Raw genomic sequence first — 16,709 nt, 5'->3', positions numbered from 1 at the left:
AATATAGGCGATGATCTGCCCCTGCTTGATGTACTCCCCTGTAAAATTGACCATTAGCCGTTCCACCCTCCCGGGAATATGGGAAGATTGGGAATAGATCGATCGTTCATCCGCTTCCACCGCTCATTTCAAGTATATCGGCAAAATCACAGGGACAAAGCTCACCTTCCTCGTTCAACCAGAAAAGTATCTTTAACCGAGTTTCGTTACCGGCCAGGGCTAGCACTTTGCTGATTTCGACAATTGTCTCTGAGTTTGTTCCCAAGGTTTCGCGACAACGTATTAGCTGCTTTTGGTCGGCCTCGTCGCGTGCTCAACTTAATTCAAGTGCCATAGTATTGTTTTTGAAAAAAAATATAATTATTTAAGCAAATACTAAAATAATATTCTCCACCATTGCTCTTCCAAAATTACACTTTACTTAAATACATTCTACCCGATATTAAATCAAAGTAGCTATGTAAAATATTTTATTAAAAATAGGTGCTGAATCCAAAATACCATGTGGCCGTTCTTGAGGCAGGATTGTTGAGAATATCCTGTTGCCACTGGTATCTGTAGTTGATCCTTAGAACGGTCTGTGGTGCGGGCCTAAAGCTTATTGCAGGTGTAATTGCGAATAAATCATCCCCAACATTCGTATTGGTCTGGGCAAACCTGCCAATGTTGTAGTCCACATAATCCGTTCTGAGCGACAGGTTGAGTACGGCATTTTCCCAGTCCAATACTTCGGTCTTTAGTACCGGTTGGACAATATCCACAAAAAAACCAACTTGCCGATCACCAAACTGCTGGGTAAAAGTGTCCGGAACATCGACCCATATGTAGGCCATTTCACCGATAAACCTTGTCCCCGTTTTTTTAATGGCAGTATTTAAATCCAGGGCAAGAACATCTACCCTCCCTGATTGTGTATCAACCTGAAGCCCGTCAACTTCTTTCCTATTGTAGGCCCCACCCATATAAGAAATGCCCAATTCCCCTAATTTTCTATGCTTAATGGCCAACTTTCCATTGAGGAGCGCATTTCCGCTAAAATTCTCCTCGAATCGCGAGGAATTCTCCTTGACCGAAGCCAAAAATGTTCTTTCTCCCTCTTTATCTATAATGCTTGTATCAAAGCCATTGGTGAGGTATGCTTCATAGCCCAAGGTCCAAGCTTCCTTATATGCCTTTCCATATATCCCAAATCCGGCATTGGAGAAAGTGGCGGGCAACAAATTGGTGCTGACATCTGGCCGCTCGACAAACTCCCATTTTGGTCCGTCGTGATTTTGATTAAAGGAACCTATTGGATTCAGTACGATGCCTCCCCTAAGGTTCAACAAGGGGTGCAAAGCAATGTCCATGGAGGCGAATTCAATGGCAATTTCCTCTGTCCCGTTTTCAAATTCCAATTCGGTCAAAAACTTAATGCGCTTTGAAATAGAAGCCGAGACAAAAAGGGTCAATCTTCGGGCCTGAAAAGAAAGCCCCTCGGACAATCCGTCCTCAATACTGTAGATTGAGTTCGCCTCTAGATAACCGCCCAGATTGACTGGAAATTTATCGAAAGTTAGAAAAGGACGGTCATAAACCGCATCCATATTCATCGATTCCTTAATACTGTCCCTGTCGCTAGTTTGCGAGCTAAGGGTTAAAACGTAAATGTTCATTAAAGCAAGGGCTGCATATATTTTACGAACCATGCACATAGATATTTTCATTATCGGCGGTTGTTTCAAATGATTTTAGGTTTTCTTCGGCCGGCCCTTCTAAAACCCTGCCTGAACGGTCGAACTCACTGCCATGACATGGACAGTTGAATATGCCGCCGCCAATGTTGAGTTCACAGCCCCTATGGGTACATTGCATCAAACTGGCCAGATAATTACTGTTTTGTGTTTTGAATATTCCGATGGGGTATCGCATGGAATCGCTCTGGATGACCACAAAATCACGTTCAATCTGCTTTCCCCCTTTCACCTGTTGAAACTCCCCCTTTGAAACTCGTAGCACTCCCCCTTCTTCAACGAAGGATGCATAATACAGGCCTGCGCAACTACCGAGTAAAGCGGAGGAAGCTGGCAGGACTGCTATCAGATATCCAAATTGTTTAATAAAATCTTTTCTATGCACTTATAGGGAATTAATGAATTTTATCAGTTGTGATTTTTCTTTTGGGGTCAGGGACAAATACTGGGCTTTTGAATTATCGGCCTCACCGCCGTGCAATTCAATGGCCTCCTCAATACTCGAAGCCCTTCCATCATGTAACAACAAATCCGAGTAGGGATGAAATTCCTTAAAGGATAACGATTCAATTGGGGAAAATCCTGTGGTCAACGTGGGTGTGTGACAGACAGCACATTGTACCGATTCAAAGAGTTCTTTTCCAGCAATGACATCGGGGTCTGTTTGATTTCTGGGAATTGGTGCTTTTAAGGTTTTAAGGTAGAAAACGACATCGTTCAAGGTTTGGGTACTAATTTCAAGATCCTCTTCAAGTCCACTGAACGGGTCAATGGGGTCATAAAGAGATGTAATCCCTATGTCCTGGTTATATGCGCTGACGCTTTGGTGCAACAAATCATAACTACCCGCTTTCTTTCCAAACCTGAAGATATAATTGTTGCCCTGGGGAACACTATTATTCCGAATCTTGGTGAATTCAGGAGGAATATTGTAGTGAGGTCTTCCACTAATACCGTCTTGATTTGCATCAGAAGGGTCTGCGAGAGCCAAAATATTCGCGTCAGGGACAGCATCCAACAAACCCAATCCCGTTACCGCCGGAGCGACCAAAATGGAAAATGGGAAGCCTTCAGGCACGGTCTCCGGTTCAAAACCCGGTATGGCTTTATTTTGAATTTGGTTCCTGCCATCACCGAAGGATAACATCGAGGGTAAGTTCAAGTCATTGTTACCGAATCTGATTAGTTGATTGAAAGGATGACCCTTGCCATCCCCTGAATGGCAACTTGCACAGCTGGTGCCAACAAACAAGGGGCCAAGACCTTTTTCAACCGTGAAAACATCATCGTTAAAAGCTATATCCCCTGCTAAAAACAGTTGTTGCTCGCTTAAGGACAATCCGTCCAATGGCCCGTCCAACAGCTCAAATTCCATAGGTTCTTCCGGACCCAAATTTTCACAGCCAAATAGAGCGATTAAAGACAGGCCAATAAAGAAATGAATGATTTTAGACATTACTATAATGATATTTATTCCAAATAAAATATATTTTTAGATAAGTCTAAATATAGATGTAAAATTCTTCAATAAAGAAGTGGTTAAACCTTAAAGGGTTTGTTGATTTAATTATGAAAATCCCGTACTGTGGGAAATGTCGGTTGGCCAGAATGAAAATTTATATTTCGATATTTACTATGGGCTTATGCCCACTTCATCCGCTGCAACCGCACCGCATTAAAAATCGCCAATAACGCCACGCCCACATCCGCAAAGACTGCTTCCCACATGGTAGCCAATCCACCTGCGCCCAGAATGAGCACGATAATTTCGCATAGTAAGCTATACCTAATATTTACTAGAGTATCACATAGGTAGAAAAGCTACTTAACTATCAGCAGTGGGGCCTTGGAGGCATACAGCATTTTTTTTCTTAGCCCCTTTTTGAAAAGTGCCTCAAAAAATCCGTGTTCCCTGTAAAGCAAAACCAATAGGTCTATTGGGGTTTCAGTCAAAAATTCATCGATACCCTCTTCGGGTTTGTCTTCCTCGATAACTGTAAAGAACCATTGCTTAGGTACAAGAAGTTTGCCAAATCTTTCACGAATAAATGCTTTCTCCGGCACTCTTTCCTGTTTGTCCGCTATATGTACAAAGTGCAACTGTGCATTATAGTTTTGCAATAATCTGGACAATATTTCAAAATCTATTCTATTATCCATACTATCCGTATCCACTGCGACCCCGATACGCTTATATGCAGTATAGCTGGCATCTTCAGGTACGGCCAGTACTGGACAAGGCGCCTTTTGTGTCACCTTTTCGGTAACGGTTCCAATAAAAATTTCATCAAATCCCGAAGCCGTGCCCTTGGTACCCATAACGACAAGACTGGTATTCATTTCCTTAGCCAGGCCAGAAATCACATCGACCGTTGCCCCGAAACCGACAATTGCTTGAAATTCCAACTTGTCCAGTTCAGGAAAGCCTCTTAGAAACTTATCCAATTTTTCTTTATTGAGTTTTTCTTGTGATGCTGTGGTATCTGTTACATTGTGTGCCATAGTTGCCATCCCGATGGGCGTACCGGATGGATATGCCACTGAATAGGCGTGGACAAAAACCAGTTTTGATTTCAATTTTTGTGCTAGCCCAATTGCGTAGCTCACCGCATTTTCTGAAACCTGTGTGAAATCTACGGGTATTAAAATTCCTTTATCTTTCATATCATTTTGTTTTTATTGATTTGACTTCATTAATCTTTCTTTTTAGGTTTAATTATTCAATTGAAAAGCAGGTAAAAACCATATAGAATGGCATCTAAAAAGGCAATTGTCAGCACCGCAAGGAACATTGCCACAAAAACCAACAAGCAATACCCTTTCTCCTTTCTGGTTCTTACTTTCCTGTTTATTGAATTCCCCTTTTTTTCCTCTAGTCTCCGCTTTCTTCTTTCCCGTGACATATTATACTGTGCTTTACTAAAATCAACGCACCAATGCTATCCCCTAAGGTCATAAAACCATTCTTCTGCACGTTTGATTCCCTCCGTAATGGCCTTCTCACGAGAATACCCATTCTCCTTTACCAATTCTTGTGCAATTTTGAGGGCCTTCTTCCGAACTGACGGCTGTAGGCCATCAAGTTTTGTTTTGAAATCTTCAAATGTCCAGTCCATATTGTATACTTTTTTTAGAGCTTTCGCCCTTCCATCTCTGCTTTTACAATGCCGCGTTCAAGGGCTTCCTCCTTGGAGCATTGGTTTGTCGTATAGTATTCTTTAGCATACTTTACGGCCAATTTGTGGATGTTTTCATCCAGCATATTGAGCCTCATCGAGCAATCTTTAAAAAGTTCGTCTTTCATCTATCAAAAAAGTTTCAACACGTAAAAAACCATGACCAGTAAATAAACTATATATGCCGCATCAAATACAAAAATCTGCCAACGAGAGAAACCGTGCAGTTCCTTGCTTTGATGCACAAATAGTGTGTAAAGCAGTGGCATAAGCCCGACAAAGGCCAGGTTGACCCAGAACAGTTCAAAGTCCTCAATGGGGGTGGTTACCAAAGCCAGCGGAAAAAATGCCACCGTCATCGTTACGGCATTGTCTGCAATAACACTGGTGGTGCCCGCTGTCACCTCGCCCCCTTTTACCACGCTCCAGGTCTTGAATATTTCCGGTGCCGTGGTCATTATGCCCGTGATGAAAAGGCCTCCCACGATTTCAGAAATATTTAGGGCAGAAACAATATTTTCGGTCGCCTTCACTATGAAAAAAGCGCCAACTGCTATCGCAAAGGCCCCGGCAATCGATAACCAGACCTGTTTTTTGTTCCATTCTACTTTTTTGCCCTTTTCCTTGCCTTTTATGATTGCGTGGGTCAAGAACGCAGCATAGGCCGCCAGCATAATCCACCCGTCCACAGGTTGCAGGCCACGCCAGGGCTTTGGCAGAGTTAAAATGGCCACAAGGGCGATAATGCCCAGATAAGGAAGGGACAGTACGGAAACCGAACGTTTGTTCAACGCCAGAATGTTTTTATCAAGATGTTCTTGATGTTCCTTGTTGTTCTTGAATTGTTTCCTGGAAGCAAAATAAGCTATGGTCACCATCAAGGGAATGGAAATAATATTGGAACCCAATAAGTTGCCCAGGCCAATATCGGAAACGTCCCGTGCCGCACTGGTTATATTGATGGCAACTTCAGGACTGGCCGTTACAAGGGCAAGAAAAGCGGCTCCAGCGGATGCGGTAAGCCCCCATTGCTTGCGGAGCAACTTTAAAGGAGTCAACAATCGATCCGCACCCCAGTGTGCTGCCCAGGCCGCTAGGCCCAAAACGAGTACCCATGGCCATATGTTCATAATTCTGTCATTTTAACATTTCTCTCTTTGCTAGGTTCGATATGGATGTGCACGTCAAGTATCTCGGAATATGACCTGAACAATCTCTCCTTTACTTTGTGTGCAATATCATGGCCCTCGGTCACAGTTAATTCCCCATCGATCCAAATATGCATATCGATATGAAAGGCCGTTCCCATCTTTCGGGAATGGCAGCGCTCTACCCTTACCACTTCAGGAACGGCTTCGGCCAGTCGGATAACCTCATTTCGAAATTCGGGCTCCACAGCTTCGTCCAGCAACTCCCTTACCGATGACCTAGCTATTTTATAGGCATTGAACAGAATAATGCCCGCTGCAATGAGTGCCGCGAAATCATCCGCTATCTCAAACCCTTCGCCACCGATCAATGCTATGGAAATCCCTATAAAAGCGGCTATCGACGTAATGGCATCACTCCTATGGTGAAATGCATCGGCCTTGACGGCCGAACTATTGATTTCATCACCTGTTTTCATGACATAGCGATACAACGCCTCTTTCGTGAGGACAACAAATACCAGTATGAAGAGTGTGAAGGGTGCAGGAGTTTTGTGGGGTACCAGAATATGGTCGATGCTGTCCCTTATGATTATACCACCTGCAATGGTTAGGGCTATGGCAATACCCACCGCCACCAGGGCCTCTATCTTACCGTGTCCGTAGGGATGGTTTTCATCCGGTGGCCTTGACGACCATCTCAACCCGGCCCATAATAGTGCGGATGTCAGCACATCCGCCCCGGATTCGATCGCATCGGCAATAAGGGCATAAGAATGCCCGAACACCCCGCCCAAACCTTTGATCAATGCCAATAATGCACTGATCAAAATACCTACGAGGGTAGTTTTGAGTCCTATTCGGGATATGGCATTTGGATTCCTTTCCAAAATCTTTCTTTTGCTATTTCTTTTCTTCCCAATACGTTATTTGGACAATTTTAAAATTCTAATGGCCCCACGCATCACAAAGGCAAATACAATACCGCCTATGACCAAATCGGGCCATTTACTGTCTAAAAAATAAACCAGCACCCCTGCCAGTATTACCCCGCCGTTCACAATAATGTCGTTTGAGGTAAAGATGGCACTTGCCTGCATATGCGCTTCCTTGCTTTTGGCCTTGTTTATCAACCATAGGGAAACGAGGTTGCCGATAAGGGCGAAAATGGAAACGATAATCATCCATTGGAACAAAGGGGTTTCGCTACTACTCAAAAACCTTCTCACGACTTCCGAAAATCCCAGCAGGGCCAACGCCATCTGAAAATAGCCACTGAATTTCGCCACTTTCTTTTTTCTGGAAATAGCGCCGCCTACGGCAAAAAGGCTCAATGCATATACAATGGAATCGGCCAGCATATCCAGTGAATCGGCAATTAGACCCATCGAGGAAGAAATCCAACCCGTAGTCATTTCGATAACAAAAAAACCAAAATTGATGTACAAGACCCACCAGAGTATCTTCTTTTGTTTGGTCTCATCTTCAGTATTAGGTGCTTCCGCCTTTTCTGTTCCCAAAAGTTTTTCCCCCAACTTTAATGCACCCAATTCCACGTTTATTTCTTGGGCATTCCCTTGATGGTACACATCTAATTTCCTATTCGGAATGTCAAAGTCCAGATATTTGATTTGAGGATTTGACTCCAGTTTCATCCGTATCATCTGTTCTTCTGAAGGGCAATCCATTTGACTTACCTTAAAAGTGCTTTTGTTTATAGTGGACATTTAAATAATCTGTATTAAATTCTACGTTTGGTCTTTTAAATCTTTACTTACTATGGGATTCCATATATTTTTCCAAAATCGATTTTAAGCTCTCCAAATAATCAGCGAACGATTTAATGGTCGGTTTTGCTTCATCATCTACGGGAATCGTTATGGGGTTCTCATCCAAATACCGATAGAGTTCGGGATATTCGTGTTCAATCCTTAGGGTCAATTCGTTGATTTCTTGGGTTAGTTTTTGAATTTTCTTCATCTTCGTTTTTTTTATAATTTTATATATGCAACGCCCTGTCTTCGGTAGCAGCCAAGCAGGCTTCCTTAAAGGTTTCTGAAAATGTGGGGTGTCCGTGGGACATTCTGGCAATATCCTCTGCCGCTGCCCTGAATTCCATCGCCACGACAGCTTCCGTATAACTATCGGCTATGCGCGGACCTATCATATGAACGCCCAAAATTTCATCGGTTTCCTTGTCTGCAATCACTTTTATAAAGCCATCGGTGTCCATACTTATCTTGGCCCGTGCATTGGCCTTAAAGGGAAACGTGCCCGTTTTTATAGCCCTTCCTGCTTCTTTAAGTTCCTCTTCGGTAAGTCCCACGCCGGCTACTTCGGGCTGTGTATAGACAATGTTTGGTATGAGGGAATAATTGATGTGCGGCTTTTGTCCCGCAATGCGTTCGGCCACAAAAACACCTTCTTCACTGGCCTTATGGGCGAGCATCGCACCTCGGACTACATCTCCAATGGCATAGACCCCTTTTACATTGGTTTCCAGGTTATCGTCTACTTTTATTTGTCCTTTTTCGTTGGTTTCCACTCCCACGTTTGCAAGGCCCAAGCCTGATGTAAAAGGTTTTCTCCCAATGGCCATCAGGCAATAGTCGCCTTCCAACTGCATTTCCTTGTCGTCTTTCCTGTTCTGTGCCGTAAGGGTTACTTTATCATCTGCTGCCACAGCTTTTGTGACCTTGTGTTCCAGATAGAACTCGATATCTTGTTTTCTTAGGGACCTGTACAATTGATGCCCTACGGATTTGTCCATTGTATAAATAAGCCCATCAAAATACTCTACGATGGAAACCTTTGAACCTAACCTGGCGAAAACCGAACCTATCTCGACCCCAATGACACCACCTCCAACGACCATCAAGTGTTTGGGGATTTCTTTAAGGGCAAGCGCTTCCGTAGAGGAAATAATCCTTTTTTTATCTATTTCTATGTTGGGCAAGGATGCAGGTTTTGACCCGGTGGCGATGACCATTTTATCGGTTTCTATGGTTTGTGTTTTGTCCTCGCCCTTAATTTCAATGGTGTTTTTGTCCTTGATGTTTCCGTGGCCTTCATAAACGGTAACCTTGTTCTTTTTCATCAGGTAGGCTACCCCGTTGATGATTTCCCCCACGACGTCTTGAACCCTTTGGTTCATTTTTACAATATCTACATTCGCCTCCTTGACATCAATGCCGAAATCCTCGAATTGGTGTTTGAGCTTGTGGTAATGTTCCGATGCTTCCAGCCAGGCTTTTGAAGGGATACAACCCACGTTAAGGCAAGTGCCGCCAAGGGTACTGTACCTTTCGATTATGGCCACTTTAAAGCCCAGTTGTGCAGCACGTATGGCACACATGTAGCCACCTGGACCGGAACCAATAATTGTTATATCATATTTTTCCATAATTGTATTTTTTTGGTTAAATAAGGTGGAAGAACCTTGAACTTGCCTCTTGGGCGCAAGGGTTCAAAGTTCTGGAACTCCCACCTGTTATTTTTCCTTACATTTCACGCATATCCCTTTTAATACCAAGTTGACATCGTTTATTTTATAATCACTTGGTAAACTTTCTTCCGGTATTTTATTTGGCAAACAGATTGTTTTCTTACATTCGGTACAATGAAAATGCAGATGTAAATCCGAACCATATTTACCTTTAACGTTTTCATCAGAAATTGCAAATTTTGCCACTCCGGTTCCATCATTAATCTGATGAATAAGTCCCTTCTCCTCAAAAATCTTAAGGTTGCGATAAAAGGTCGTTCTGTTTGCTGTCTTATTGGTTTCGCTCTTTTCGGCAAAGACCTTTTTTAAATCGGAAAAGGACACGGCACTTTGCTTCCTTCTCAGATACCTGTATATCTTGGACCTCATTTGAGTAGGGCGAATACCGTGACTTGACAATATTTTTTCCGTTTTGTTCATTTTTTAATCTTGATTCAAAGGCAATCTCCTTTATTGGATTTATTTTTTATAGGCGAGCAAACGCAATGCATTGACCACCACTACCAACGTAGAGCCTTCGTGAACCGCCACGGCTATGCCGATACTTGCCCAGCTCATTATGGTCGCAGGAATTAAAAGGGCAACAACCCCCAAGCTAACCCATAAGTTTTGCTTGATTATCGCCTTCGCTTTTCTGCTCAAACCGATGGCAAAAGGCAAGGTTTCCAGTTTGTCTGCCATTAGTGCTATATCTGCGGTCTCTAAAGCCACGTCGCTTCCCGCCGCACCCATTGCAATACCAACGGTACTGTTTGCCATAGCAGGGGCATCATTGACCCCATCACCTATCATTGCCAGTTTATTTTCCTGTTCCGCAAGTTTTTTGATGGCCTCCACTTTTTCTTCGGGAAGCAGACTTCCGCGAGCTTCGGTCAAACCGATTTCCTCGGCTACAGCGTCGGCTACTTTCTGGTTGTCGCCGGTAAGCATTATCATTTTCTTGATGCCTATTTCCTTTAGTTGGGCAAGGGTTTCCTTGGCTTTTTCCCGTGGCGTGTCCATTAGCCCCAGCATCCCTATAAATTCATTGCCCCTTTTTATTAGCATCGTGGTCTTTCCTTCCCCTTCAAGCGCTCTTACCTTTTCTGATACATCGCTGGGAACACCTTTATCAATATCCTCAAAAAGCTCAAGGTTGCCTATGTAAATGGAATTCCCTTGATAGTTTGCCTTTATGCCCTTGCCCTGTACGGCTTCCAAATCATCGGCATCGGGAATTTTGGTGTCCTTCCCAAGCCGCTCCATCCCATCCCTTACAACAGCCTTTGCCAGGGGATGGTCACTCAGTTCCTCAACCGCAATCGCGATTTCCAACAGTTCCTTTTTATCTATACTGCCAAAACTTTCGACGTCGGTAAGCTTTGGTTTTCCTTCGGTAAGTGTTCCCGTTTTGTCAAAAGCGAGAGCGGTAAGTACCCCTAAGTCTTCCAAGGGGCGACCGCCTTTTATCAAAACCCCGCCTCGTGCTGCTCTTGCCACACCACTCAATACAGCAGATGGCGTAGAAATGGCCAGGGCACAAGGACTGGCTGCCACAAGTACCGCCAGGGAACGGTACAGGCTTTCATTCCACGTTTCATCGATGACCAAAAAAGCAAAATTTAATACTATGACCAATAAGATTACCGATGGCACGTAGTACCGCTCAAACTTGTCTGTCAATAATTGTGTGGGCGATTTTTGGTCCTGGGCCTCTTGAACCATAGTGACCAAGCGGTTGAGGGTAGAATCTTTTGCCTCTTTAATCACCTTTATTTCGAGGGTATTGTTGCCATTGATAGTTCCTGAAAATACACGGTTCTCGTCGGGAATATCGCTTTTTGCTGTATATTCCTTATCGGGATTTTCTATTGGTGTTTTGTCCACTGGAACGCTTTCCCCGGTAATGGGTGACTGGTCTATACTACTATTGCCCTTTACAATAACACCATCAGCAGATATTTTACTGTTGGGGCGTACCACGATAGTATCACCTATCTGTAACTCTTCTATACCGACTTCAACGGTATCGTCATCCTTCTTTAATAGTGCGGTTTTAGGCGCAAGGTCTGTTAACGCTGCAATGGATTTCTTGGCCTTGCCCATTGCATAGTTTTCCAGTGCGTGACCCAAACTAAACAGGAACAGCAACAAGGCACCTTCTGCCCATTCGCCCAAATAGGCGGCTCCTGCAGCTGCGACCAGCATCAGGAAATCGATTTCAAATCCGCCCTTGGAAATCTTGACGATGGCCTCCTTCAAGGTAAAATAGCCACCGAAAAAGTAGGCCGCAATATAGAGCCAAAAAGGAATGTTTTCTGAAACCCCGGTAAATTTCTCCAATAGGAAACCCGTAATTAGTGTGACCCCGCTTAAAATAGCAAAATAGAGTTCGGTGTTTTTGCCGAAGATGCCGCCGTGGTCGTGGTTGTGGCCATCGTCTTTGCTGTGTTTTTCCTTGTCTTTCATATTATTAATGGTTTTGTTATCGTTAATTAAGATTTAATCCAGTTTTGGGCTTGTAATTTGTTAAAGGTTAACATTTTTGCTATTTCCAATTCATTTTTTGCAAACGTATTGCATTGAGAATGGCAACGAACGAAACACCTACATCGGCAAACACAGCCTCCCACATCGTAGCCAAACCGATGGCACCCAAAATGAGAAAAATCCCTTTTACCCCAAAAGTAAGACCAATATTTTGCCATACGATACGGCGTGTTGAGCGTCCAATTTGGATTCCTCGGGCCATCCTGCTCGGCTGGTCGGTCTGGATGATAACGTCTGCGGTCTCTATGGCCACATCGCTGCCCAAACCACCCATTGCAATACCCACATCACTGGCTGCGAGCACGGGTGCATCGTTGATGCCGTCGCCCATAAATGCTACCGTGGATTCAGGTTGTTCCTTGAGCTTTTCGACCTCGTTGAGCTTATCTTCGGGTAGCAAGCCGCCTTTGGCCCAATCAATATTCAGTTCCTTGGCAACTTGTTGGGTTATGGAATCCTTGTCTCCAGAGAGCATTATGATTTTAGCTATTCCGGCCACCCGAATCTGTTGAATGGTGTGATGCGCGTCTTCCTTAAGTTCATCGGCAATGGTCACATAGCCTGCGAATTTTCCATCGATGGCGACCATCACTATAGATTCGACTATCACATCGGTTTCAGGTGGAACATCAACACTATTGGAAGTCATCAATGCTTTGTTGCCGACCAAGACCTGCTTATGGTTGACTGTGCCCTTTAATCCCTTACCGGCAACTTCAGAAACTTCGGATGCCTTAAAATCAGTACCGTCCGCTTTGTATTCCAGAATTGCCTTTGCAATGGGGTGGGTAGATTGTTCTTCCATCGCCATCAGGTATTTCATAAATTCCACTTCCGCAAAAGCGGATGTATTTATCACTTCCTTAATCTTAAAGACCCCTTTGGTAACGGTTCCGGTTTTGTCCATCACCACAGTATTCACTTTGGTCATTGCATCGAGAAAGGATGCACCTTTGAACAGGATTCCGTTGCGCGATGCCGCACCCAGACCGCCGAAATAGCCCAGTGGAATGGAAATGACCAAGGCACAAGGGCAGGAAATCACCAAGAAAATTAAAGCTCGGTATAGCCAATCCCTAAACACATATTCATCGACAAAAAAGTATGGTAACAAAGTGAGTCCGATAGCAAGGAAAACCACGATGGGCGTATAAATCCGTGCAAACTTCCTAATAAATAATTCGGTCTTTGATTTCCGGGCCGTGGCATTCTGTACCATCTCCAGAATACGGGCGATGGAACTGTCCTTGAATTTCTTGGTGGTTTCTACTTCGATGACACCGTCGAGATTGATGCTTCCCGCAAAGACTTTTTCGTTCTGTGTTATGGTGTCGGGTTTGCTTTCGCCAGTAATGGCAGCTGTATTGAGCGATGCTTTGTTTGATAGCAGTTTGCCATCCAATGGGATTTTTTCGCCCACCCGTACCTGTATCTTCTCGCCAATATTGACCGTTTCGGGATTGACGGAAACGAAGTCCCCATTACGATAGACCAATGCCTCGTCCGGTCGTGCATCCAGAAGTGCCCTAATGTTTCCTTTGGCACGGTTTACGGCAGCATTTTGGAACAGTTCGCCCACGGCATAGAACAACATCACGGCAACGCCCTCTGGATATTCGCCTATGGCAAATGCTCCCAAGGTTGCGATGGACATCAGGAAAAATTCTGTAAAGAAATCGCCATTTTTAATACTTTCCCATCCCTCCTTGATGACGGGAAAGCCAACAGGGATGTAAGCCACCGTGTACCACACAATCCTGACCCATCCCTTAAAGAAAGGAAAGGCATCGAAATAGTCAATGGCAATACCAACTATGAGCATCACAAAGCTGAAAATTGCCGGTAAATAGGTTTTGAGCTTTTTTTCGGTTGCTGAAATTACAGTGGACTGTTTCCCTTTTAGCTCCCGTAGCTGTAGTTTTTTCTTTTTCATCCTTTTGTTGAGACCCAGGTCATTGCCTGCTCTTTATTTTTACTATCAAAAAATTTAACTTCAGACTTTATGAAAAAATCAGTTGCCTTCGCGGCCCATTCCTGCCATTTTTTATTGCCCACAAAGGCCATCTTGCCATAATCTCCCAAATGAGCCGAATCAATCTTTAGGTCTTCCCAAAAGCCTTTAAGGGTATAGCCTTTTAAATCTTCCATTTCAAAATAGAAATCCACTTTATGCCCTTTTTCTATGATGTTGTGGATAAGCGGATGCATCTTTTCCATATCCTTTTCCGTAAGTTTCCCGCTGATTTTAGCGGCAATAAGATGTTCTTGTTCTAAGTTTATTATCTGTAACATATTTGTATATCTTTATATTAATCTATTTAAAATATTAGTGCGTTGTATGTGCAAATATCCATTGGCCTACACTTACTTTTCTTAATTATAAAGCGCCTTCTCTTTTCCTAAGTGCAAGATGGCTTCGGGCAAATCGAGTTCGCGCGTTCCGTTGCCCGTTCTAATATAAAACCGTGACCTCCCGTCTTGACTTAGATAGACTGGTGTTTTGGCCGGGTCTATTTCTATGTAGCACACGTCATTTTCTCCATATCTGTAAAAAGATACATTTACAGCCGTACATAAATGGGTTCCCAATTTTAAAGATATCAACTGCATCAGGTATTGCTCAAAACCATCTGTACCCGGTTTTTTCAAGGTGTCAAAATCCTGGTTTAGACCGAGGATGTTGCCGTTATCGTCTACTCCTATAAGCAAATTACCACCGTTGGTGTTCATAAAACCCGCTATGGTCTTGATAATTACAAATTCCAACTGTTTATTCACTTTGGATTGACGTAAATCCCATCGCAGACTTGATTTGAACTCCACCAAATCATTCTCGCCTTTTTTAATGAGTTCCAGCAGGGTTTGCCCATCCATCCGTTTCCTGTTCAGTTGAAAAATCTTTTTTCTGAAAAAGACCATCAAGGCAAGGCTGCTTCCCAATATTCCGAACAACAGGTTTTTAAGGACTTGGTCAACATCGGTAAAACCCCATACGGTTTCAAAAGCCTCGCCAAGATAGCTTGGCCAGTGACCGGAATCGCCCGACCGGTCAAAGAGAAAAAGGGATAGGCCCAAGGGTTGCAGTATAAAGACCCCAAAGGCAAAGCCTGCCAAAAGCCATATCCCTATTTTTCTTCTTTGCATAGATAACGGTGTTATGGTCGTTCGGTCAAAAGCAAAACACTGTTATTTTTTGTCCTTTAACAGGAACGTCTTGCGTTTCTCAAACTCCTCTTCGTCGATTTCGCCGCGGGCGTACCGCTCCCTCAGGGCTTCCATTGCCCTGTCCTTTCTGTTTTTCTGTCCCGGTGTGGGGTAGGGAATCAGGAATATCCAGAAGATGAGGATTATCCATAACCCCCACCATATCCAGTGCATTCCCCCAAAATACCAATCGTCCATCATAATTTTCTAGATTTAAAGATTCATGTTTCAGTTACTATTGCTATTGCTTGTTTGTTCGAGCCAGTTGTTGGCCATGTTTCCATCTTCAGGTCCGAAATATTTTATGTGGGCTTCACTAAACGGCAATAGCGATTCGGTAAACCGTTCTTGCCATGTTTTTTCGCCCACCAAGGCTATTTTCTTAAGCCGTGCTTCTTCGGGAAAGGAAATATCCAACCTCTCACCGCTGCTTTTCTTCACTCCTTTTTTGCGAGGCTCCATTTCCATATACCAAGCGGGCAGTTCATTGCTTTTCAAATGTTCATTCAGGGCCTTGACTAAGGTCGCCCCATCATCGGCATCCAGCTCTTGATCTGCGATGGTATATAAGATTTGGTCTTTTTTATAGATTGCTATCATCGTCGTATTCTTTTGATATTATTGTCCTTAAAGGTTACTCCAAATTGCCATTGCATTTATTGCATACTCCCGTTACGACCAGATTGATATCCTCTGCCATATATCCTTGGGGCAGGTTTACCTGCGGGATTTTACGGTCGGTCAAACAAACGGTCTCGTTGCACCGGGTGCAATGAAAATGCAGGTGCAGGTCGTTGCCCACCTCACATTCACAGTCTTCCTCACAGAGCGCATATTTCATAATGCCCGTACCGTCCTCTATTTGATGTACGATGCCTTTTTCCTCAAATGTTTTCATCGTCCGGAAAAGGGTACTCCTTTCCGACTTCTCGAAGAAACTCTCCAATTCGCCCAAACTGATGGCCACCTCGTTTTCCAGTAACTTTTTATAGGTCAACAGACGCATCGGGGTGGGTCGTATTCCCTTGCTCTCCAATTTTTTGACGATTTTTTCCATGTGCGATGGGTCAGAGGTCGTACCGTTTTAAGGATTCCCCCGTTTTGATCTGGAAGGCATCCTCAATATCCGATAAATAGATGATACCGTCCCCTGGGTCGGGCGTTTTACCGTTTTCCGTAATAATATCGATTGCCGATTGTGCTTCTTCATTTTGACATACCAGCTCCACTTTTACCACCGGACTATCGGTTACGTGAAAATCCAATGAGGGCTTCGCGCCTTTTGCTTTGAATGCTCCAGTACCCTCCGCCTGTGAAAGCGTCATACTTTTAAAACCTTTATCGCTAAGGGCTTCGATGACCCTTTGTATCCTGTTCGGTTTAACAAATGCTTTTATTTCTTTCATTTTTAAAA

General features: G+C 43.7%; 21 protein-coding genes. All 21 read right to left on the bottom strand.

Features of this window, described 5'->3' with window-relative positions; translation table 11 throughout:
- Positions 1 to 106 precede the first annotated feature (106 nt).
- Positions 107 to 265: an ArsR/SmtB family transcription factor gene (locus tag J0656_RS19050; RefSeq protein ID WP_203583825.1), complete on the bottom strand. Its 159-nt coding sequence runs from the start codon at positions 263 to 265 to the stop codon at positions 107 to 109.
- 208 nt (positions 266 to 473) lie between these two features.
- Entirely contained in the window at positions 474 to 1,688 is a 1,215-nt protein-coding gene (locus J0656_RS19045; protein WP_225604827.1) for a hypothetical protein, read from the bottom strand.
- Positions 1,678 to 2,118 carry a QcrA and Rieske domain-containing protein gene (locus tag J0656_RS20370; RefSeq protein ID WP_036383492.1) on the bottom strand — a complete coding sequence of 147 codons (441 nt, stop codon included), beginning with the start codon at positions 2,116 to 2,118 and terminating at the stop codon, positions 1,678 to 1,680. The genes J0656_RS19045 and J0656_RS20370 overlap by 11 nt, the downstream gene beginning before the upstream one ends.
- The gene (locus J0656_RS19035) at positions 2,119 to 3,189 is read right to left on the bottom strand and encodes a di-heme oxidoredictase family protein (RefSeq protein WP_051947306.1); all 1,071 of its coding nucleotides are present in this window, start codon (positions 3,187 to 3,189) and stop codon (positions 2,119 to 2,121) included.
- Positions 3,190 to 3,554: 365 nt separating this feature from the next.
- Positions 3,555 to 4,397, bottom strand: a complete 843-nt coding sequence (locus J0656_RS19030; RefSeq protein ID WP_036383490.1) for a universal stress protein — start codon at positions 4,395 to 4,397, stop codon at positions 3,555 to 3,557.
- Between the two features lie 275 nt (positions 4,398 to 4,672).
- Positions 4,673 to 4,849: a hypothetical protein gene (locus J0656_RS19025; RefSeq protein ID WP_162987829.1), complete on the bottom strand. Its 177-nt coding sequence runs from the start codon at positions 4,847 to 4,849 to the stop codon at positions 4,673 to 4,675.
- A 14-nt stretch (positions 4,850 to 4,863) separates the two neighbouring features.
- On the bottom strand, positions 4,864 to 5,037 hold the full coding sequence (locus J0656_RS19020) for a hypothetical protein (RefSeq protein ID WP_164732281.1): 174 nt from the start codon (positions 5,035 to 5,037) through the stop codon (positions 4,864 to 4,866).
- Positions 5,038 to 5,040: 3 nt separating this feature from the next.
- The gene (locus J0656_RS19015; RefSeq protein WP_036383486.1) at positions 5,041 to 6,039 is read right to left on the bottom strand and encodes a sodium:calcium antiporter; all 999 of its coding nucleotides are present in this window, start codon (positions 6,037 to 6,039) and stop codon (positions 5,041 to 5,043) included.
- The gene (locus J0656_RS19010) at positions 6,036 to 6,947 is read right to left on the bottom strand and encodes a cation diffusion facilitator family transporter (protein WP_081894367.1); all 912 of its coding nucleotides are present in this window, start codon (positions 6,945 to 6,947) and stop codon (positions 6,036 to 6,038) included. Before J0656_RS19010 ends, J0656_RS19015 begins: the two co-directional genes overlap by 4 nt.
- Before the next feature lie 36 nt (positions 6,948 to 6,983).
- Positions 6,984 to 7,784 carry a cation efflux transmembrane domain-containing protein gene (locus J0656_RS19005; RefSeq protein WP_036383482.1) on the bottom strand — a complete coding sequence of 267 codons (801 nt, stop codon included), beginning with the start codon at positions 7,782 to 7,784 and terminating at the stop codon, positions 6,984 to 6,986.
- 43 nt (positions 7,785 to 7,827) lie between these two features.
- Positions 7,828 to 8,037 (bottom strand): hypothetical protein, encoded by a 210-nt coding sequence (locus tag J0656_RS19000; RefSeq protein WP_036383480.1) that lies wholly within the window; start codon positions 8,035 to 8,037, stop codon positions 7,828 to 7,830.
- Positions 8,038 to 8,056: 19 nt separating this feature from the next.
- Positions 8,057 to 9,460, bottom strand: a complete 1,404-nt coding sequence (lpdA, locus tag J0656_RS18995; RefSeq protein WP_036383477.1) for a dihydrolipoyl dehydrogenase — start codon at positions 9,458 to 9,460, stop codon at positions 8,057 to 8,059.
- Between the two features lie 87 nt (positions 9,461 to 9,547).
- Positions 9,548 to 9,982, bottom strand: coding sequence for a Fur family transcriptional regulator (locus J0656_RS18990; RefSeq protein WP_036383475.1), 435 nt, complete (start codon positions 9,980 to 9,982; stop codon positions 9,548 to 9,550).
- Positions 9,983 to 10,021: 39 nt separating this feature from the next.
- Complete coding sequence (locus J0656_RS18985) at positions 10,022 to 12,010, bottom strand: heavy metal translocating P-type ATPase (protein ID WP_051947305.1); 1,989 nt, start codon at positions 12,008 to 12,010, stop codon at positions 10,022 to 10,024.
- 79 nt (positions 12,011 to 12,089) lie between these two features.
- Positions 12,090 to 14,024, bottom strand: coding sequence for a heavy metal translocating P-type ATPase (locus tag J0656_RS18980; protein ID WP_036383473.1), 1,935 nt, complete (start codon positions 14,022 to 14,024; stop codon positions 12,090 to 12,092).
- The gene (locus J0656_RS18975; protein WP_036383471.1) at positions 14,021 to 14,383 is read right to left on the bottom strand and encodes a SpoIIAA family protein; all 363 of its coding nucleotides are present in this window, start codon (positions 14,381 to 14,383) and stop codon (positions 14,021 to 14,023) included. Before J0656_RS18975 ends, J0656_RS18980 begins: the two co-directional genes overlap by 4 nt.
- Positions 14,384 to 14,464: 81 nt before the next feature.
- A complete protein-coding gene (locus J0656_RS18970) occupies positions 14,465 to 15,235 on the bottom strand; it encodes an AlbA family DNA-binding domain-containing protein (protein WP_036383468.1) in 771 nt (256 codons plus the stop codon).
- 42 nt (positions 15,236 to 15,277) lie between these two features.
- On the bottom strand, positions 15,278 to 15,496 hold the full coding sequence (locus tag J0656_RS18965) for an SHOCT domain-containing protein (RefSeq protein WP_036383466.1): 219 nt from the start codon (positions 15,494 to 15,496) through the stop codon (positions 15,278 to 15,280).
- A gap of 27 nt (positions 15,497 to 15,523) precedes the next feature.
- Positions 15,524 to 15,895 (bottom strand): SpoIIAA family protein, encoded by a 372-nt coding sequence (locus tag J0656_RS18960; RefSeq protein ID WP_036383464.1) that lies wholly within the window; start codon positions 15,893 to 15,895, stop codon positions 15,524 to 15,526.
- Positions 15,896 to 15,929: 34 nt separating this feature from the next.
- The gene (locus J0656_RS18955; RefSeq protein WP_036383462.1) at positions 15,930 to 16,352 is read right to left on the bottom strand and encodes a Fur family transcriptional regulator; all 423 of its coding nucleotides are present in this window, start codon (positions 16,350 to 16,352) and stop codon (positions 15,930 to 15,932) included.
- A gap of 10 nt (positions 16,353 to 16,362) precedes the next feature.
- Entirely contained in the window at positions 16,363 to 16,701 is a 339-nt protein-coding gene (locus J0656_RS18950) for a P-II family nitrogen regulator (protein ID WP_036383461.1), read from the bottom strand.
- Between the last annotated feature and the right edge of the window lie 8 nt (positions 16,702 to 16,709).

The sequence above is a fragment of the Flagellimonas aurea genome (assembly GCF_017313785.1).
Classification (GTDB): domain Bacteria; phylum Bacteroidota; class Bacteroidia; order Flavobacteriales; family Flavobacteriaceae; genus Flagellimonas; species Flagellimonas aurea.
Note: the sequence above shows the minus strand (reverse complement) of the source record. Positions and strands in the feature narration are given on the sequence as shown.